Source organism: Caldisericia bacterium (genome assembly GCA_026414995.1).
Taxonomy (GTDB): domain Bacteria; phylum Caldisericota; class Caldisericia; order B22-G15; family B22-G15; genus JAAYUH01.
Genome location: JAOAHY010000002.1, coordinates 118,111 through 137,493 on the forward strand (window position 1 = coordinate 118,111; position 19,383 = coordinate 137,493).

Below are 19,383 nucleotides of genomic sequence, written 5' to 3' on the forward strand. Positions count from 1 at the left end.
TTTAAAATCTTGAAACTTCTTTCATTAATCTACTTTTTTTTCTTGCAGCACTATTTTTATGTAAAACTCCTTTACTTACAGCATGATCAATAAAAGATATAGCAACTCTTGATTTCTCTAAAAATTCTTCTTTTGTTGTGGCTTTCATTGCTTCTTTTATTAAATTCTTAACTCTTGTTTTATAATATCTATTCCTTGCTTCTCTTTTTAAACTCTTTTTTGCATTCTTTATACCAGATTTAATTCTTTTTGCCATCTTAAGTTACTCCTTTCAAGATAAAATCAACTTATATATTTTATCAAAATATTAACTTATTTCAACCTACTAAGTTTCATTTCACAAATATTACAAAATTTTTTATCTTTTTTATCTACATCCAAAATAGAAAGAGAGAAACTCATAACACATCTTTTATTTAAACAGTGATTTAAACCAAAAGTGTGACCTATTTCATGAACTGCCTCTTTTACACATCTTTCAACAAATTTATCAATATCTTTATCATATAATCTAAAAATTGAAATTATTGAATATTTTCCATTAAGTTCTGCGCTACCAAATAAAAAATTATAACCTTCGTCGAAAATATCCTCACTTATAACTCCTAAAATTTTATCTCCCTCATTTATATGTTTCTCTCTTAAATAATTTATTAATTTACTAGCATAATATTGATTTCTAATATAATTTTTTTGAATGTCTTTAGGAGTTAAATTTTTACTGATAATTACATCAAAATTAAAAATTTCTTTTAAATTTTCTTTGATTTCTTCTAAAATAAAATAAGGTGGATCAATTATAGGTATAATCTTTATTTTTCCTTTCATAATAATATTTTAACAAAAATAATGTGATATAATTCTATGGACAAGGAGGTATTTAGGATCATGGGAAGACTTAAAAAGATTAAGGAAGAGAGAAGAAAACTTAAAAAAGAAGGTGTTTTAGATAAAAATAAAATAAAAAATATAATTTTTAAATCTATTGCTCTATTTTTAATTGCTATAATAGCAGTATTTGGTATAACATTTTTAATCGCATACAAAGATAGAGATATTTATGCAAAAGTAGGTTCAACTGTAATTAAAAATAGTGAACTTAACTCAAGAATTGAAGCAGTAAAAAATCAATATAAAAGTTATGGAATAGATCCTGAAGATGAACAATATAAATCAATTTTTGAATCAGTAGTAGAGAGCGTTAAAGAAGAACTTATTAATCAAGCAATTTTTGAAGAATATGCAAAAAGAAATAATATTAAACCAACAGATGAAGAAATAAAAACAAGAGTTGATAAAGAGATTGAGAATATTAAAAGTGGTTTCAAGTCAGAAGAGGAATATCAAAATGCTGTCAAACAATCAAGATTTAAAACAGAAGAAGCTTTAAGAGAAGAGTTAAAAAAGTATGTTATACCAGACATTCTTGAAGCAAAAGCACTTCAAGAAGTTTATTCACAAATAAAAATTACTGATGAAGATGCTTTAAAATATTTCAATGAAGTTACTCAAGTAAGAGCTAGACATATCTTAATTAAAGTTGATGAAAATGCTGATGAAAAAACAGTAGAAGAGAAGAAAAATCTTGCAGAGTCTATTAGACAGAGAATTTTAAAGGGAGAAGATTTTGCAAAATTAGCAAAAGAGTATTCAGAAGATGAGGGAACAAAAGATAAAGGTGGAGATTTAGGTTTCTTTGGTAAAGGTCAGATGGTTCAAGAGTTTGAAAATTTAGCATTTTCATTAAAACCTGGAGAAATTAGTGAATTAGTAAAGACAAAATATGGATTTCACATAATTCAAGTTCTTGAAACAAAAACAAAAGGAGAGTCTTATGATCAACCTGAAAAAGTTAAAGCAAAACATATTTTAATTAAAGTTGATAAAAATGCAGCACAAGAAGAAATTCAGAAAAAACAAAATTTAGCTAATGAAATTTATAACAAATTATTAAAAGGTGAAAGCTTTGATAAACTTGCAAAAGAGTATTCTGAAGATGAAAATACAAAAAATAATGGAGGAGACTTAGGAGAAGTTGCAAAAGGTACGAAAGGAGATACCTGGGATAATGTAGTTTTTAATTTAAAAAAGGGAAGTTTTTCGAAACCTTTTGAGACAGATGAGGGTCTTGAAATAGTTTATGTATACGAAAAAATTCCATTCAAAAAAGCAAAATTTGAAGATGTAAAGGATGATATAATAAAAACACTTGAGAGCCAAAAAAGAAATGAATTAAAAAATCAATGGTTAAGCGAAAGAAAAAGTGAATATGGAGTAAAATATGGAAGCATGTGGACAGAAGTTACAAATTATATGAAAAAAACCTTCTTTGATCCCCTTAAAAATATAATATCAAAATTAAGAAGTTCAATACAACAAAATACTGGAACAACTTCAACACAAAATCAATCTAATAATAGTGAAGAGAATAAACCATAAATAAAATTATGAAAGTAAAAAGAAGAAAGATTTTAAAAATTAATTTAATGAAATTTTTTGTTCCAATAGCTATAGTTTTAATAATTGGAATTTTCACTTTTGATATTTATTCAAAAAGAGACATAGCAGCAATTGTTTGTGGTGAAAAAATTTACAAGGGAGAAGTAGAAGCAGCAGTTAATAGAAAAATTAAAGAGTATCAAAGTGATAAAATTACTCTTACAGATATTGAAATAGCAGCAATAAGAAAACAAATTTTAAATGACCTAATTGAAGATGTTCTTCTTGATACATATGCAAAAGAACACAATATAACAGTTACTGAAGAAGAGATAAAAAACGAAATACAAAGAATGAGAGAATATACAGGTCTATCTGAAGATGAAGTTTATAAACAAGCATTAAGTAAATACCAACTTCTTGAATCAGATATTAATGAAATGGTAAGAAGTGCTCTTCTTGCTGATAAAGTTTATTACGAAGTAATAAAAGATTTAAATATAAGTGATGAGGAATTATGGGAATATTTCATTAAAAGAGTAAAATTTTATGATGGTTCAAGAAGAGTTTCTCATATATTTATTGTTGTTGATACACAAAAAGACACAATTGATGATATAAATTCTAAATTTGAAAAAATGAAAAAAATAAGAGAAGAAATTTTGAAAGGAAAAAAATTTGAAGACCTTGTAAAAGAGTATTCAGAAGATTTGTCGACAAAAGATAAAGGTGGAGATCTTTTCTGGTTTAGAAAAGGTACAATTTCTGATTCAGAGATATCAAAAGTAGTTTTTTCTTTAAATAAAGGAGAAATTTCTGAAGTTGTTAAAAGTCAATATGGATTTCATATATTTAAAATTACAGATTCTGTACCAGAAAATCTTTCGTCTCTAAAGGAGGTGGAGATTAAAAATTATTTTGAAAAAATAAAGGAGTTAGTTAAAATTGACGCACTTTATCAAAAAAGTGATGAAAAAATAAAGGAATTTAATAAATCTTTATGGGAAATTTATAAAAAAAGAATTAAAATTGGAAATACATGGGATAAAATTATAAATATAATGAATAATTTTTTAAAAAAATTAGAGGGTAGTTAAATGAAAAAAAGTATAATTATTTTAATTGTTGTAATTGCCTTAATTTTAATTGGTGGTTTCATTTTTTTCACAGGGACTCATATAGAAGGTATAGTTTATGATGCCCAAACAAATAAAAGAATAGAAGACGCTTTAGTTACAATTAATGGAATAAAATTTAAAACAGATATAGATGGAAAGTTTAGAGCATATTCACCTCCATTAAACAAAGTTATTACTGTTGAAAAAAGTGGTTACAAAACATTTAGGGAAGTTTTTCCTGCAAAATTTGGAATTCAAATAATTGAGATAGGAATAAAACCATACACTTTTGATGAAATATTTTCTGATTTTAAAAACAAATTAGGAACAATCAAAAGTTATCATTATACATATGAAATTCAAAGCGAATTAGATGGTTTAACAGAAAAAATGGTAATGGAACTATATCAAGGAGTTGATGCAACTCATTTTATTTCTAAAAAAGAAAATGAATCCTTTTTAGAAATTTATATTTTTAATGATTTCATTTATTATAGAGATAGTGAAACAAAGAGTTTTGAAAAAATAGAAAAAGTAAAATTCCAAGAAAATATACCAGTTTTGACTTTAAAAGATATTTTTGAACTATTTTCAATTAAATCTACCCCATCATCTTTTTCATTTTTAAAAGAAACAAAAATCGAAAATGAAGATGTCCTAATTTTTAGCGCAAAATGGGAAGATCTTTTTTCAACATCAGAAGGAAAAATCTATTTAAGAAAAAAGGATAATATAGTTATAAAAATGGAGTTTGTGGATACTGGAGTAAATGAAGAAGGGAAAAATGTAAAAACAACAATCAATTTTAATCTTAAAGATATTAATAAAGATATAAAAATTAATCCTCCTCAATAACTTAAAAAAATCTTTTAAATTTCTTTATTAATAATACCTCTTGACAAATTTTAATTATTTATTATAATAATAATTGATAATAAATTTCTGAAAAGGAGGTGATGCATATGGCAATAAGAAGATGGGAACCATGGGATATTGATATCTTTTCAGATTTTGAAAAATTAAGAAGGGAGATTGATAGAATGTTTGAAGAATTTATACCTTTAAGAAGAGAAAGAGAAATTACCTTCAGACCCAGTGTTGATTTAATTGAAACAGATAATGAAATCATTCTAAAAGCAGAACTTCCAGGACTAAAAAAAGACAACATTGAGGTAACTGTTACTGAGGATGAAGTTCACTTAAAAGGAGAAAAAAAAGAAGAGATGGAAACCAAAAAAGAGAATTATTTAAGAAAAGAAATTTGTTTTGGAAAATTTGAAAGAGTTATCTCCCTCCCAACAGAAGTTGATCCTGAAAAAGTTGAAGCAGAATTTAAAGATGGAATTTTAGAAATTAAAATGCCTAAGAAAGAAGAGGCAAAAAGAAAAATTAAGAAGATTGAATTGAAATAAATTATAATAATAGGGAACTCCTAATGAAATTTATTAATCTTTAGGGGTTCCCTATTTTTTTATTATATAAAAATTCCACAACACTATTTAAATCACTAAGTTTTTCTAACTCTTCATCCAAAACTTCAATATTAAACTCTTTTTCAACTCTTTCAACAAGATCAAGAATGCTTAGAGAATCCATTTCAAGATCTTCAATAAATTTTGGATTATCTTTACTTAAAACTTTAGATTTCTTTATATGAACTCCATTAATTAAAATATCAAGAATTTTTTCTTTAATCTTTTCCTTATCCATAATATCCTCCTTTAAACTTAATTTATATTATAATATAATTTTTAATATATGGATATTAATAATAAAAATTTTAAAGATAATTTAAAAGATAGTTTTGAAAAATTTAAAAGGTTTTTTTATAGCCATCCTGAACCTCTTGTTTTTATAGACAAAAATGGATTCATTATTGATATAAATCCAAAATTTACAGAGGTTTTTGGTTTTTCTTTAGAAGAACTCAAAGGAAAAAATATAAATGATTCATTTTTTTTACCAGAAAATTTATATGAAGAGGGTAAAGAACTTGACGAAATAGCTATAAAAACAGGATATATTAATTTTGAGACAAAAAGAAAGAAAAAGGATGGGTCAATTATACCTGTTTCAATTTCTGGTTCTCCAATATCAATTAATGGTGATATAAAAGGTATTATAGGTTTATATATTGATTTAAGTGAAAAGAAAAAGAGAGAGGAGGAGTTTAAATATCTTTCAACCCATGATAATTTAACGGGTTTATACAATAAATCATTTTTTGAAGAAAGATTTAAAATAGAAAAGGAAAGGGCTAAAAGATATAATGAAAAATTTGCGGTTCTTTTTGTTGATTTATTTGATTTTAAATATATAAATGATAAATATGGCCATAGTTTCGGTGATAGAGTTTTAAAAGAGATTTCAAAAAAATTTTTACAAAATATTAGAAAGACAGATTTGATAGCAAGGGCTGGAGGAGATGAATTTCTAATATTAATAACAAATGTAAAAAATCTTGACAGTCTAATGTTTATTATAAAAAGATTAATTGATACATTTGAGAGTTTTATAATAGATGACACAAAATTAAATATTGGCTTAAATATAGGAATCTCTATATATCCAGATGATGGAGAAGAATTGGATGAGTTAATTAAAAAGGCTGATTTAGCAATGTATCATTCAAAGTCAATGGGAAAAAATACTTTTTCTTTTTATTCAAAAGAGTTAAATGTTAAAAAAATAACAATAGAACCTAGAAAATTAGAAAGAAAGTTTGAATCGATATTTAATAATATACCTATTGGAATAATTCTTTTTGATAACAATGGTTTGATTAATTTTGCAAATAAAAAGATAGATGAATTATTAAATTTATCAAATGAGACTATTATTGGTAAAAATATTAAGGAAATTTTACATTTAGAAGAAGGTTTAAGATTAAATGAGTTTTTTGAAAATAAAATTAATGAGTTCCAAACTGAATTAAAATACAAAATAGATGATTTTGAAACTAAATTTTTAAAAATTAATTTTTATAATTTTATTGACAAAGAATTTAATGTTAAGTATAATCTCTTAACAATACAAGATATAACAAAAGAAAAACTATTAAATCATGATTTAAAAAAAGAGAGGGAGTTTCTTGCAACAATTCTTGAAAATGTAGATGCAATTGTTTTAATTTTAAATGAAAAAGGTGATATAAAATATATTAATAAAAAAGGCGAAGAAGTTTTAGGTTATAAAATAGATGAAATTATAAATAAAAATTGGTTTGATTATTTCTTACCAGATAATATAAAAAATAGTGTTTATAGTTTTTTTGAAAATATTATACAAGAAAAACCAACAGATTATAAAATTAAAATTAATCCAATAAAAACTAGATCTGGTGAAATTAAAGTAGTGTTGTGGAAAAATAGTTTAATATATGATTCCCTTAAAAATGAAAAATTAATCATTTCATCTGGTATTGATATAACAAATGAATTAAAACTTCAAAAAGAATTAAAAGAAAAGGAAGAACTTTTAAATAAAATTTTAGATTCTTCATCAGAAATGATTTTTGTAAAAGATTTAGAAGGTAGATACATTTATGCAAATGAAGAGTTTTCTAAAAAATTTAATCTATCGTTAAATGAAATAATTGGAAAAAGAGATATTGATTTGTTTTCAGAAGATGATATCAAAAAAATTAAAAAAATAGATAATTTAGTAATACAAGAAAAGAGAAAAATTGTTACTGAAGATACTCTTACATATGGAAACAAGAAATTTGAAGTAAAGATAACTAAATCACCTCTTTTTGATGAAAGCGGAAATGTAATTGGAATTGTTGGATATTCTGAAGATATTACTGATTTAAAAGAGTACGAAAGAGATAGAGATAACTTAATTGAATCTCTAAGAGAAGAATTAAAATTTCAAGAAAATTTAAGAAATATCTCTTTTATATTACATTCACAAGAAAATTTAAAATCTCTTCTTAATCAAATTCTCATAGAAATAGAAAAGATAAAACCATCAACATCTTCAAATATTGCTTTCTTAGAAGGAGATTTTCTTATTAATGTAGCGATAAGAGGTTATGAAAAATATGGAATTGAAGATTATGTTAAAAATTTCAAATTAAATATAAATGAATTTACAATTGAAAGATTTGTTGTAGAAAACAAGAAGCCATACATAATATATGACACAGAAAAAGATGGTCAATGGAAAATTTTAGAAAAGACAAGATTTATAAAATCTCACTTAATAGTTCCTATTCTTGTAAAAGATAAATTAATAGGGGTCATAAGATTAGACTCAGATAAAGAAAACACTTTTTCAACAAGAGATGCTGATAGGTTAACTATCCTTGCTGGTTCTCTTGGACTCGCAATAGAAAATATTAAAAATTTAGAAAAACTTAAAAATTTTTTAAATCAGATTTTTAACTTAGTAACTAAAATTACAGAATTAAAAGATCCATATACAGCAGGGCATCAGAAAAATGTTAGTGAAATTTCAGTTAAAATAGCAGAAAAACTCGGTCTTGATTTAGAAAAAATAGAAATAATAAGAACAGCATCTTTAGTTCACGATTTAGGAAAAATTATTTTACCTCTTGAAATTTTAACAAAACCATTTAAATTAACACCAAAAGAATATGAACTTATAAAAGAACACCCAAAATTTGGATATGAATTATTAAAAGAAGTTGAAATTCCATATCCAATTGGAGAAATTATTCTAGAGCATCATGAAAGAATAAATGGTTCAGGTTATCCGAAAGGTTTAAAAGGAGATGAAATTCTTTTTGAAGCAAAAATAATTGCAGTTGCAGATGTTTTTGATGCAATGAACTCTCATAGACCTTATAGACCTAAACACTCAATTGATGAGATCATAAAAGAATTAACTTTAAATAAAGGAATTTTATATGAACCAAAAGTTGTTGATGCTATTTTAGAACTTTACAATGAAAATAAATTATTATAAAATTGAATTAATTATAATATAAGGAGGAATAACTATGGAGACAAAAACTATAAAATTAGGTGATAAATTTATAGATTTTACATTAAAAGACCAAGAGGGAAATAAAATAACTATTTCATCTTTTTCTGGTAAAAAAATTCTTTTATCATTTCATCCACTTGCATGGACCTCTATATGTGCTGAGCAAATGAAGGATCTTGAAAAAAATTATGAAGAATTTTTAAAATATAATACTATTCCAATTGGAATTAGTGTTGATCCAGTTCCAACAAAAAAAGCATGGGCAGATTATCTTGGTCTTAAAAATTTAAAAATTCTATCAGATTTTTGGCCACATGGAGATGTATCAAAACTTTATGGAATTTTTAGAGATAAAGAGGGATTTTCTGAAAGAGCAAATATATTAATTGATGAAAATGGAAAAATAATTTTTATAAAAATTTATGAATTAAGTAAATTACCAGACCTTAATGAGATTTTTGATACTTTAAGATCACTTTAATTTATGAAAAAATTAATTAAAGGGCTAATTCTCTTTTTATTAATTTTCTCATTTGTTCCATTAACTTCTCTTGTTAGAGCAAAAACTCCTTATTTTCTTATTCTTTTAGATCAAAAACTTACAAAAGAGCCAATTTCTCTTGAATTTATAAAAGAAACTAAAAATGGTTTTTTATATTTATATAACGGAACTCAAAAGATAAATGTTCCATACAAAATAGTAAGAGAAATAAGAGAAGATTCAACTGGCTATCATAAATTAAGTGATGTAATTGAGAAATTAAATTTTTACTCTGAAAGGTATAAAGAAATTACTGAATTAAAATTAATTGGAAAAACTTTTGAAAATAGAGAAATTTATGCATTAAAAATTTCAACTAAAGATATTAAAGATAAACCAAAAATTCTAATTGTAGGATGCCATCATGCAAGAGAGTGGATGAGTGTTGAAATTCCAATAAAAATAATCGAGTATTTACTTTTAAATTTTGAAAATAATGAAGAGGTAAAAAATTGGATTAAAAATTATGAAATTTGGATCATTCCAGTTTTAAACCCAGATGGTTTTGATTACTCTATTAATAGCAATAGAATGTGGAGAAAAAATAGAGTAATTAATTTGGATAATTCAAGAGGAGTTGATAATAATAGAAATTATGGTTATATGTGGGGACTTTCTGATGGCTCATCTGGAATTCCTTCATCTGAAACATATAGAGGAAAAGCTCCATTTTCTGAACTTGAAAACATAGCCATAAGAGAATTTGTTTATGAAAATCCTCCATCAATTACTTTATCATATCACTCTTTTTCTGAACTAATTTTATATCCATGGGGTTATACATCTGAACCGCCTCAAGATAAAGAATTTCTTGAAAAAATAGCAGTTGAAATGGCAAAAACAACTGGATCTCCTAATGATAATGATTATCCAGGACCTTATGATTATTATCCTATGCAATCAAGTTTTCTTTATCCCACAAGTGGTGATTTAACAGATTTTTTATATGGAGATTTAGGTACATTTGCATATACGATAGAATTAAATTCAGTTCAAGAATTTTTTGACCCCCCATCAGAACTTATTGAACCAACATGGGAACAGACAAAAGGGATATTTTTTGTAGCAATGTATTATGTTGACAAGATTGGACTTTTAAAGTTAAAAATAGTTGATGAACAAGGAAATCCTTATGAAGGAGAGATCACAATTTTAGAAAAGGGGCTAAAGAAAAAAACTCAAAAGAAAGGTATTTTTAATTATGTTTTGCAAAATGGTGAATATACAATTTCTATAAAAGGTAAAAAATATATAGTTTATATTAAAAATGGAGAAGTATCAGAATACTTTATAAATTTGGGTGAAATAAAAATTAATAACAATTTAATTGATTTTGGAACAATTGAATACAAAGAAAAGTTAGAGTTTAATTTTGAAGTAGAAGGTGAAGGCAAAATTGAAACTAATGAAAAGGTTTTTTTAAATAAGTATGAATTTTCAGGAAAAGAAAAAATAGAGGGATTTATTGATACAAAGGATCTTGAATTAGACAAAGACTATGAATTTTTTGTTAAACTAATCGGAAAATCAGAAACAAAAGAGATAAAAATAAAGTTCCGCTTTATTAAAGATATAACTCCACCTGAAATAATTTTAAATATAGAAAATGGATATATAACAAATAAAGGTACAATAACAATATCAGGTATTACAGAAAATGATGCAAAAGTTTTTTATTTTGATAGAGAAATTCCTCTTAATGAAAAAGGGGGATTTAATTTAGAGATAAATCTTGTTGAAGGAATAAATGAATTAAAATTTACTGCTTTTGATATATATGGAAATTCAAAAGATTATTATTTAAACATAATTTATGACAAAACTCCTCCTGAGGTCACCTTTTTTGTCCCAGATGTTTTTAAAACGACCTCAGATAAAATTTTATTAAATGGTATCATTAATGAAAAATCAAATATTTACATAAATAATATTCACTTTGGAATTTTTGAAAAAGGTGGTTTTAAAATTGAATACATTTTAGATAAAGAGTTAAATATTTTAAATATTGAAATAGAAGATTTAGCAAAAAATAAAACAAAATTCATTAAAACAATTTTTAAATTAGAAAAAAAGATAGTTGAGCTTTTTATTTCAAATAAAAAGTTTATTTTAAATGGAGTTGAAAAAGAAATAGATATATCTCCATTTATTTTAAACGGAAGAACCTATGTTCCAATAAGATTTATTGTTGAAGCATTTGGTGGAAATATAAATTATAATGATAAAGATAAGAGCATATTATTCATACTTCATGATAAATCTGTTTTAATGTTTGTTGATAAGAAAAATTATTTTGTTAATTTTAAGGAATTCATTATGGACTCTCCTCCAATAATTGTTAAACCTGGAAGAGTTATGGTTCCCTTAAGATTTATTGCTGAAGCAATTGGTGCAAACATAATTTGGAATGATAAAGAAAGAAAAGTAATAATTTCTTATCCTGAGATTTAATTTAACCCATACCTCCACCAGAACCACCTCCGCCTCCTCCCCCTCCACCTGAAAATCCACCACCGCCACCACCTCCTGAACTCCAAGAACTACTTGATGTTTTATATGCAGATGCAGTTGCAGTTGCAATTTGAGATATTGCAGAATTTAAAGAGTTAAGACCGTAATTTATATTTGAAAAATGAGATGCTGTTGCAAATGCTATTAATTTTCCATTTTCAATATCTTCAATTTGAGGGAAAATAATTTTTAATGCCTTTAGAACAGTTTTTGCAACACCTAAAACTGTTCCATAAATTAAATATTTTTCCCATAAAACTATTGACTTTGGACCATAATCTTTAAGATTTGAAAAATCACTTAAAAATCTCTTAAATGCATTCCATTTATCAAAATCTTCTTTTCCTTTAAATGACCTTCTTCTCATTGCAGCAGCACCAATTATAATATAAATTGGAGTTAAAATTAACCATATAAGATAAAGAAAATTTTTAAATAATATTGTTAAGATAAATGCAACTATTGGAATTAAACATCCTAATCCAACAATAATTGAACTTTTCTTCTCGCTAACTTTATCAAAAAAGTCATATTTTGAAGATTCATTTTTAATCTCCTCTTTAAATTTTTCAAAACTATAATAATATTTTTCTCTATTTTTCTTGATTTTTTTATTCAAATCTTTTATTGTAAATGAATCACCTTTATCAAATAAAATTTTATCTATTAAGACTTTTTCAAATTCTGAAAGTTCTTGTTCTTTTTTTTGATAATTTTCTCTATCAAGTATAAAAGTAATATCTTTTCTTGAAGTAGGAATTTCTTCTAAATCAATAATTCCTTTATGAATTAAATCCATAACTGTTGCTTTTAAAAAAGAGTCTTGGAAATTTCCAAAAGTCATAAGATGTCCTAAAATAGCAGGTTTTATATCACTTGGTGGTTCCCTAAAATATTCAAAATTTTTTGTTATATTATATTCTTTTCCATATTTTAAATATTGTCTTAAAAGAAGAATAACAAAAAGAATTAAACCTAAAAAGGGGAGCCAGACATTCACTTTTGCTAAAACTCTTTTTCTATTAGCTTCATTTGCCCATTTTTTCTCTTCGGCTATTACTTTTTCTTTTATAAACCCTTTTATTTTGTTCTGAGTTATAAAATAGTTAGAAGGGATAAGAATTCTTGCTTCAACAAAAGTATTTGGAGGAACATCTTCAACATAAAGAAATATTTTTTTATCATCTATCTTTTTAATTTCACCCCAAAGTGGTCCATGAGCCCAAATAAGATATTCACTAACAGGAACAGGAGTTACTAAATTTATTGTTGATTCAAATTTTCCAATTTTCTTATCCCATCCTTCTCCTTGTAGTTTCCAATAAAATTCTCCAAAATCTTCATAAACTTTTATTAATCCACTTAACTTATAAATAAATCTAAATGTTTTTGTTTCATCTATAGCAGTATAATAAAAATTAATTCTATAATAACTTCCTCTATCCTCTATATAATAGGAATAAGGTGTATTTGATGTGTCCTTTTTATAAATTTTATTTCCTTCATAAATTTCAAATAATTCAAGATTTTCATAGCCAGCTTTTGGCAAATCATAAAACCCATAAGAAAAACTACCCTGAAATGAATAAGTTCTTTCTTCAACGAAATTTGCACTACCATCTTTATTAATTGTTACATCAATTTTTACTTGAGGTATTGAATAATCTTTTGCATAAGAGATATTAAATTTTAATATAAATATTAAAGAAAATAAAAAAAATATAATAAGAATCTTTTTTTTCATATAAAATTCTCCTTTAAATAAATTTATTCAATTTTATCATTTATTTAACTATTTCTCCACTAAATGTGAAACTCCCCTTTTTTAATCTTATATAAATTTTAGTATCAACTCCAATTAAATTACCACATTCACAAAAATATTTATCATTAATTTTAACAATATGATAAACTTCTTTTATTCTATTTTTCCATAGATGAAGGAGTCTACCTTCTCCAATTTTTTCATATTTACATAATTTCTTTTTACATTTAGAACATCTAAGGGTAAGCATAATTAAAATGCGATTTTAATACAACTTTTAATTAAAAATATCAAAATTATTAATAAAACAATGAAAACAATTATTCTAAATAAACAACTAATTAAACAATATCCATTTTCCATATGATAATTTTAAAATAATTTATAAAGATTTTAAACCACTCCCTGTTAAAATACACACTATATTCTCTTTTTTCTTTAATCTTTTTATATATTTTTTTAATCCTAAATATTGAACTGCTGATGTTGGTTCAACGAAAATTCCCCTTTTTGAAAGTTCAGTTTGAGCTAATATAATCTCTTCTTCTTTTGCAATCAACACTTCTCCTTGTGTTTCATAGATTACTTTTAAAATCTCTTTCCCTCTTAAAGGTTCTGCTATAGCAATTCCTTCTGCAATTGTATACTTTTTATTAAATTTATCTATTTTAATACTTTTCTTTTTATAAGCTTCATAAATAGGTGCGCAATTTTCAGATTGAACACAAATTATTTTTGGATATTTATTTATTAAACCGCTTTCTTTTAAATCTTTAAAACCTCTATAAATACCTAAAAGAAGCGAACCATTTCCAACTGGTATTATTAAAGAATCGGGCAAAGAAAATTCTAATTGTTCAAAAATTTCATAAATAATTGTTTTTGTTCCCTGAATAAAATATGGGTTTAAAAAATGACTTGCATAATAAAAATTTTTGGCATACTCTTTTGCTTTAATATGAACCTCTTCTCTTGAAAAAGGTAAAATATGTAAATTAGCACCAAATATTTCTATTTGTTTAATCTTATTTTTAGATGCACTATTAGGAACAAATATATCACATTCAATACCTCCTAAAGCACAATATGAAGCAATAGATGCACCAGCATTTCCAGATGAATCTTCCACAACTCTTTTTACTCCAAGTTCTTTAACCTTACTTATTAAAACAGTAGACCCTCTATCTTTAAAAGATCCAGTTGGAAATAAAAAATCAAGTTTAAAATAAATTTCATTATCTTCAATATTTAATTTAATTATTGGTGTAAAACCTTCATTAAAAGAAACTAAATTTTTCTCATCCCTGATTGGTAAAAATTTTCTATATCTCCAAAGACCATATTTATTTTTATCAATGGTTTCTATTTTGAACTTAGGATTAAATTCTAAATCTAAAGAACCACCACAATCACATATAACCTTTTTATCCTCTTCTCTATAAACTCTTCCACATTCTGAACATTTAAGATTTGGTTTCACCATTTATTTATTCTGAATTTATTTCTTTGTTAATAATTAATTCCTCAAATATATCAACTATAATTGGATCATACAAAATTCCCTTTTTTTCTTTTAATTCTTTTAATGCTTCTTCACAACTAAAAGCTGGTCTATAAGGTCTATGTGATGTCATTGCTTCATAAACATCGCAAACAGCAATAATTCTTGCTTCAAGAAGAATATCATCATCTTTTAAGCCTAATGGATATCCTGAACCATCGAATCTCTCATGGTGCTGCAAAACAATATCTGCAATTGGACTTAAATATTCAACTCTTTTTATAATTTCATAACCATTGTGTGAATGCTCTTTTACAAGAGAAAATTCATTTTCAGATAGTTTGCCACCCTTATTTAAAACCTCAGTTGGTATTGTTAATTTGCCTATATCATGCATAAATGATGCTAATCTTATTTTTTCAACAACATCTTCTGGTAAATTTAATTTCTTTGCAATTTTTTCTGCAAGATATGCGACTCTTCCTTGATGACCCAATGTGTAAGGGTCTTTCATCTCTGTTATTTTAGTTACTAAATTTAAAACATTATCAAGTGATTTTGCAAGTTTCTTTCTACTTTCTTCTAATTCTTCTTTTAATCTTTTTTCTTCAGTTATATCTCTTAAAATACCAAAAGAATACAAAAATTTTCCATTTTCATCATAAACTGCTGATGCAAATAGTTGTCCCCAAAATATATTACCATCTTTTCTTATATATCTTTTTTCAATATTAAAATAATCTATTTCTTTATTAATAAGTTTTTTAAATAACTCATATTGTCTTTTATAATCTTCAGGAAAAGTAATATCTTTCCATGTTAGTTTCTTTAATTCTTCTTCAGAATAACCTAATAAATTTAAATAAACATTATTATATGCTATATAATTGTCGTTTTCATCAACTATTGCAACACCAAGAGGATTTTTTTCAAAAAATAGTCTAAATTTTTTCTCACTTTCATAAAGAGCATTTTCTAAAATTTTACTTTCCGTTATATCTTCAATCATCGCAAATTCAAATTGAAATTCTCCTTTTTCATCAAAAAGTGCTGCGCAGTTTAATCTTGCAAAGATTATTTCACCATCTTTTCTTACAAATCTCTTTTCAATTGTATAAAAATCTATCTCTTTATTTATCAATTTTTGGAAGTTTTCCCAATCTTTATCAATATCATCAGGATAAGTATATTCTTTCCAAGAAATCTTTGATAATTCATCTAAACTATAACCTACCATCTTTAAAAATGCATCATTTGAGGCCAAAAGTTTACCATCTCTATCAGACATAGTAATTCCGATAGGAGATTTTTCAAATAGTGTTCTAAATCTTTTCTCGCTTTCTTTTAATTTAATTTCCATCTCTTTTCTTATGGTTATATCCTCAGTCATTGCTATTTCATAAAGAAAGTTTCCTTTTTCATCATCAACTCTAACAACTTTTAAATTCATCCAAAATATTTCACCATTTTTCCTAATTCCTCTTTTCTCAAGAGAATAAGAATAAAGTTCTCCTTTAACTAATTTATTAAATTTTTCTAAATCTTCTTGAAGGTCTTCTGGATAAGTTAAATCCATCCATTTAATATTTTTTAATTCATGAAGTTTATAACCCATTATCTCTTCCCACTTTGGGTTGCAGTAAATAATTTCACCATTTTTATCTGTTAAAGTAATTCCAACTGGTGAATTCTCAAAAAGAACTTTAAATTTTTTCTCAGTTTCAAATAATTCTTCTTTTGTTTTAACACTTTCTGTTATATCTGTAACAATACCTTGAATTATTTTAACTCGTGGTATCTCAGCTCTTAAAATAGATATATTAATGCTAGCCCATTTTATTTCACCATTTTTATTTATAAATCTAAATATCTCTGTGTATGCTTGATTTTCATTTTTATTAACATTTGAAATTAAATTTTGAATTTTTTCAAAATCATCTTTATAAATATAGTTTTCTAAATTTATATTTTTATTAATAAACTCATTTTTATTAAATCCAGTTATGTTTTCAAAATTTCCTTCAATTTCAATAACTTTTAAATTGTTTGATTCAAGAGTTGCAGTAAAAATAAACCCTTTAATGTTGTTTAACAATGCCCTTCTATTCTCGTTCTCTTTTAGTCTTTGAATTACAACAGATATATTATCAGCAATAAAAGAGATCAAATTTAAATCTTCATCTGTATAATAAACTTCTTTTTCATAAATTTGTAAAGCTATTACTCCAATAAATTTATCAAATACTTTTAAAGGAGCACCAATGTAAAACTCTGGACAAGTTCCATAAAAAATTATTTCTCCTTTATCTCTTAGTTTTTCTATCTCTTCTCTTTTTAAAAGAAATGGTTTTTCATTTTTTAAAATATATTCAGTAATTCCACCTCTTCTTTTTCTTGGTTCAGGTTTTTCATCTTTTAAATCAACAAAATATGGGAAATAAATGTATTCACCACTTTCATCTATTAAAGAGATGTAAAAGTTTTCTGCATATAAGTACTCTTTTATTAATTTATGAATCTCCTCAAAAAATTCTTTAAGATTAGTTGTTCTAAAACCAAAAAATGAAATTTTATAAAGAATTTTTGTTAAAATATCTTTTCTTTTTTCATCAGTTATATCCTTTAAAATTAATAAATTTTTTTGTTCTTCTAATTCAACTATAATAATTTTAAAAAATTTATAATTACCTTTTTTTGTTTTTAATTTAATTGATAAGGATTCTCTATCTTTATTTTTTAAAAATTCTACAAAATTAGGATACTCTTTATCATCATAAAATAACTCTTTTATTTCTTTTCCAATGATTTCATCTTCAGTATATCCAAGTAATTCTTTTATATTTTTACTTATTAACAATATCTTTCCATTATCTAATAATATGGAGATATGGTCTTTTAAATTATTAAAAATAGTTATTATAGATTCGTTGATTTTGTTCATCTATTTAATTATAACAAATTCTTTATTTTAATTTTTTTAATTTTATGTCTATTAATTTCTTATCAACATATTTTAAAGATTCTATTAAATTTTCATAATCTAAATAATTAATACTATAAGAAAAGGATAATGGATGATTAAAATTATTAATTGAAATGTTTTGTTTTAATCTTTCAACTGCTAATTCACCATTTTCAAAGGAACAATTATTTAAAATTATTAAAAATTCATCTCCCCCATATCTCACAATAATATCATTGGCTCTAAATGTCTCTTTTAATTTTTTACCAAAAAACCTTAAAACCTCATCACCATGTAAATGTCCATATTGATCATTTATATTTTTAAAATTATCTATATCAATCATTATAACTAAGTCCTTTTTGTTATTTATTATTTTATTTTTTATTTTCTGTTCAATAAGTTCATTAAAGTAATTTCTTGACAAAACACCCGTTAATTGATCATAATGAGCAAGGTTTCTATATTTTTCTTTTTCTAAATTTAACTCTTTAGTTAAATTTTCTATTGTAAAAATTAAAAATTTTGAATTAATTCCAACAAGAATAATAAGATAAGAAATAAATCTAAATAGATGTCCAAGCATATTAAAAAAACCATAAACATCTGTGTATAATGTAAAACTCAACTCCCCAAGTATTGTAAAAATTATTGTATAAATATATGCTTTAATAAAATTTTCAGGTATATTTCTTTTTAAAACTATATAAATCAATACAACAGTTAAAAGGATAACAATTATATATTCCATTGAAATTTTAAAAGGTGTTAAACCTGAACCTTCTATAAAACATACTGGAAATTTTCTTAAAAATATTAATATTAAAGAGGTTGCTGTAAAAATAGATAAAAATATAAAATTATAAAAAGCTTTTAACTTTTTATTAAATATAACTATGGAAGACAAACCAAGAGCCTCAATTGTTCTTCCCAAAATCCATAATTGTGTTGGAAGATTGGCATTGTAGGTTTTAAAAACACCCATACCTTTATACGCTAAAGTGTGTAATATATCAACTATTATTACAAATCCATAAAGAATTCCTAAATTTAAAATAAAATCATTCTTTAAATATCTATAGGTTGAATAAGAAAGAAAAGCGATACAAAATGCTGTTAAAATTGCAAAAAGTTCTATTATAGAGTGAAACAATAAATAATTTATTCTTGCAATAAACCAAAAGATAATTAAAAAGATTATTGGTATTAAATATTGATAATATATTTTATTATTTTTATTCATCACTTTTATTTTTAAAATTTTAAATTTTTGGTGCCGGGACCGGGACTTGAACCCGGACGGGTCTCCCCATACGCACCTCAAACGTACGCGTCTGCCAATTCCGCCATCCCGGCATCAGAATAAAAATTATACCCCTAAAATGGTTAAAGTCAAGGAGAGAATTCCAAAGGCTATTGCACCAATTAATGCAATTTTACTTAAAATTGCATCTTTCTTTTTTTGAAGGTGAAAAAGGTGTGCTCCACCTGAAATTGCTCCTAAACCTGCTCCTTTAGGGGTTTGGAAAACTATCGAAAGAATTGTAACAACACAAACAACAAGTTGAATAAATAGCAAAAGTTCTCTCACTC

Annotated in this window: 16 protein-coding genes and 1 tRNA gene; 7 read left to right on the forward strand and 10 right to left on the reverse strand. The window is 24.6% G+C overall.

The genetic code is table 11. From position 1 onward, the window contains the following. Nucleotide 1: 1 nt before the first annotated feature. On the reverse strand, nucleotides 2–256 hold the full coding sequence (rpsT, locus tag N3D74_01530) for a 30S ribosomal protein S20 (protein MCX8094861.1): 255 nt from the start codon (nucleotides 254–256) through the stop codon (nucleotides 2–4). A 56-nt stretch (nucleotides 257–312) separates the two neighbouring features. Continuing rightward, complete coding sequence (locus tag N3D74_01535) at nucleotides 313–828, reverse strand: archaemetzincin family Zn-dependent metalloprotease (GenBank protein MCX8094862.1); 516 nt, start codon at nucleotides 826–828, stop codon at nucleotides 313–315. 60 nt (nucleotides 829–888) lie between these two features. Here N3D74_01535 and N3D74_01540 point away from each other — a divergent pair, with 60 nt between their 5' ends. The 4 genes from N3D74_01540 to N3D74_01555 all read left to right on the forward strand — a co-directional run bounded on the left by N3D74_01540 (nucleotide 889) and on the right by N3D74_01555 (nucleotide 4,969). Then, on the forward strand, nucleotides 889–2,439 hold the full coding sequence (locus tag N3D74_01540; protein ID MCX8094863.1) for a peptidylprolyl isomerase: 1,551 nt from the start codon (nucleotides 889–891) through the stop codon (nucleotides 2,437–2,439). A gap of 8 nt (nucleotides 2,440–2,447) precedes the next feature. Next, nucleotides 2,448–3,536: a peptidylprolyl isomerase gene (locus N3D74_01545; GenBank protein MCX8094864.1), complete on the forward strand. Its 1,089-nt coding sequence runs from the start codon at nucleotides 2,448–2,450 to the stop codon at nucleotides 3,534–3,536. Beyond that, nucleotides 3,537–4,412: a hypothetical protein gene (locus N3D74_01550; GenBank protein MCX8094865.1), complete on the forward strand. Its 876-nt coding sequence runs from the start codon at nucleotides 3,537–3,539 to the stop codon at nucleotides 4,410–4,412. It abuts the gene before it with no gap. 107 nt (nucleotides 4,413–4,519) lie between these two features. Next, nucleotides 4,520–4,969, forward strand: coding sequence for an Hsp20/alpha crystallin family protein (locus N3D74_01555; protein ID MCX8094866.1), 450 nt, complete (start codon nucleotides 4,520–4,522; stop codon nucleotides 4,967–4,969). A 40-nt stretch (nucleotides 4,970–5,009) separates the two neighbouring features. On the opposite strand, the gene N3D74_01560 is transcribed toward N3D74_01555, so the two are convergent. Beyond that, entirely contained in the window at nucleotides 5,010–5,267 is a 258-nt protein-coding gene (locus N3D74_01560; GenBank protein MCX8094867.1) for a phosphopantetheine-binding protein, read from the reverse strand. A gap of 48 nt (nucleotides 5,268–5,315) precedes the next feature. Here N3D74_01560 and N3D74_01565 point away from each other — a divergent pair, with 48 nt between their 5' ends. The 3 genes from N3D74_01565 to N3D74_01575 are packed head-to-tail and all read left to right on the forward strand — an operon-like array spanning nucleotide 5,316 to nucleotide 11,502. After that, nucleotides 5,316–8,489 (forward strand): PAS domain S-box protein, encoded by a 3,174-nt coding sequence (locus N3D74_01565; GenBank protein MCX8094868.1) that lies wholly within the window; start codon nucleotides 5,316–5,318, stop codon nucleotides 8,487–8,489. Nucleotides 8,490–8,523: 34 nt separating this feature from the next. Beyond that, nucleotides 8,524–8,991 (forward strand): redoxin domain-containing protein, encoded by a 468-nt coding sequence (locus N3D74_01570; protein ID MCX8094869.1) that lies wholly within the window; start codon nucleotides 8,524–8,526, stop codon nucleotides 8,989–8,991. A 3-nt stretch (nucleotides 8,992–8,994) separates the two neighbouring features. After that, the gene (locus N3D74_01575) at nucleotides 8,995–11,502 is read left to right on the forward strand and encodes a M14 family zinc carboxypeptidase (protein ID MCX8094870.1); all 2,508 of its coding nucleotides are present in this window, start codon (nucleotides 8,995–8,997) and stop codon (nucleotides 11,500–11,502) included. Between the two features lies 1 nt (nucleotide 11,503). On the opposite strand, the gene N3D74_01580 is transcribed toward N3D74_01575, so the two are convergent. The 7 genes from N3D74_01580 to secG form a co-directional block, all read right to left on the reverse strand. Further along, nucleotides 11,504–13,306 carry a DUF2207 domain-containing protein gene (locus tag N3D74_01580; protein MCX8094871.1) on the reverse strand — a complete coding sequence of 601 codons (1,803 nt, stop codon included), beginning with the start codon at nucleotides 13,304–13,306 and terminating at the stop codon, nucleotides 11,504–11,506. 40 nt (nucleotides 13,307–13,346) lie between these two features. Beyond that, nucleotides 13,347–13,577 (reverse strand): hypothetical protein, encoded by a 231-nt coding sequence (locus N3D74_01585; protein ID MCX8094872.1) that lies wholly within the window; start codon nucleotides 13,575–13,577, stop codon nucleotides 13,347–13,349. Nucleotides 13,578–13,709: 132 nt separating this feature from the next. Beyond that, the gene (locus tag N3D74_01590; protein MCX8094873.1) at nucleotides 13,710–14,810 is read right to left on the reverse strand and encodes a threonine synthase; all 1,101 of its coding nucleotides are present in this window, start codon (nucleotides 14,808–14,810) and stop codon (nucleotides 13,710–13,712) included. 4 nt (nucleotides 14,811–14,814) lie between these two features. Next, nucleotides 14,815–17,769, reverse strand: a complete 2,955-nt coding sequence (locus tag N3D74_01595) for a PAS domain S-box protein (GenBank protein MCX8094874.1) — start codon at nucleotides 17,767–17,769, stop codon at nucleotides 14,815–14,817. Between the two features lie 22 nt (nucleotides 17,770–17,791). Continuing rightward, nucleotides 17,792–19,033, reverse strand: a complete 1,242-nt coding sequence (locus N3D74_01600) for a GGDEF domain-containing protein (GenBank protein ID MCX8094875.1) — start codon at nucleotides 19,031–19,033, stop codon at nucleotides 17,792–17,794. Between the two features lie 28 nt (nucleotides 19,034–19,061). Then, a tRNA-Leu gene (locus tag N3D74_01605) sits at nucleotides 19,062–19,146 on the reverse strand. Between the two features lie 13 nt (nucleotides 19,147–19,159). Next, nucleotides 19,160–19,381, reverse strand: a complete 222-nt coding sequence (secG, locus tag N3D74_01610; protein MCX8094876.1) for a preprotein translocase subunit SecG — start codon at nucleotides 19,379–19,381, stop codon at nucleotides 19,160–19,162. Between the last annotated feature and the right edge of the window lie 2 nt (nucleotides 19,382–19,383).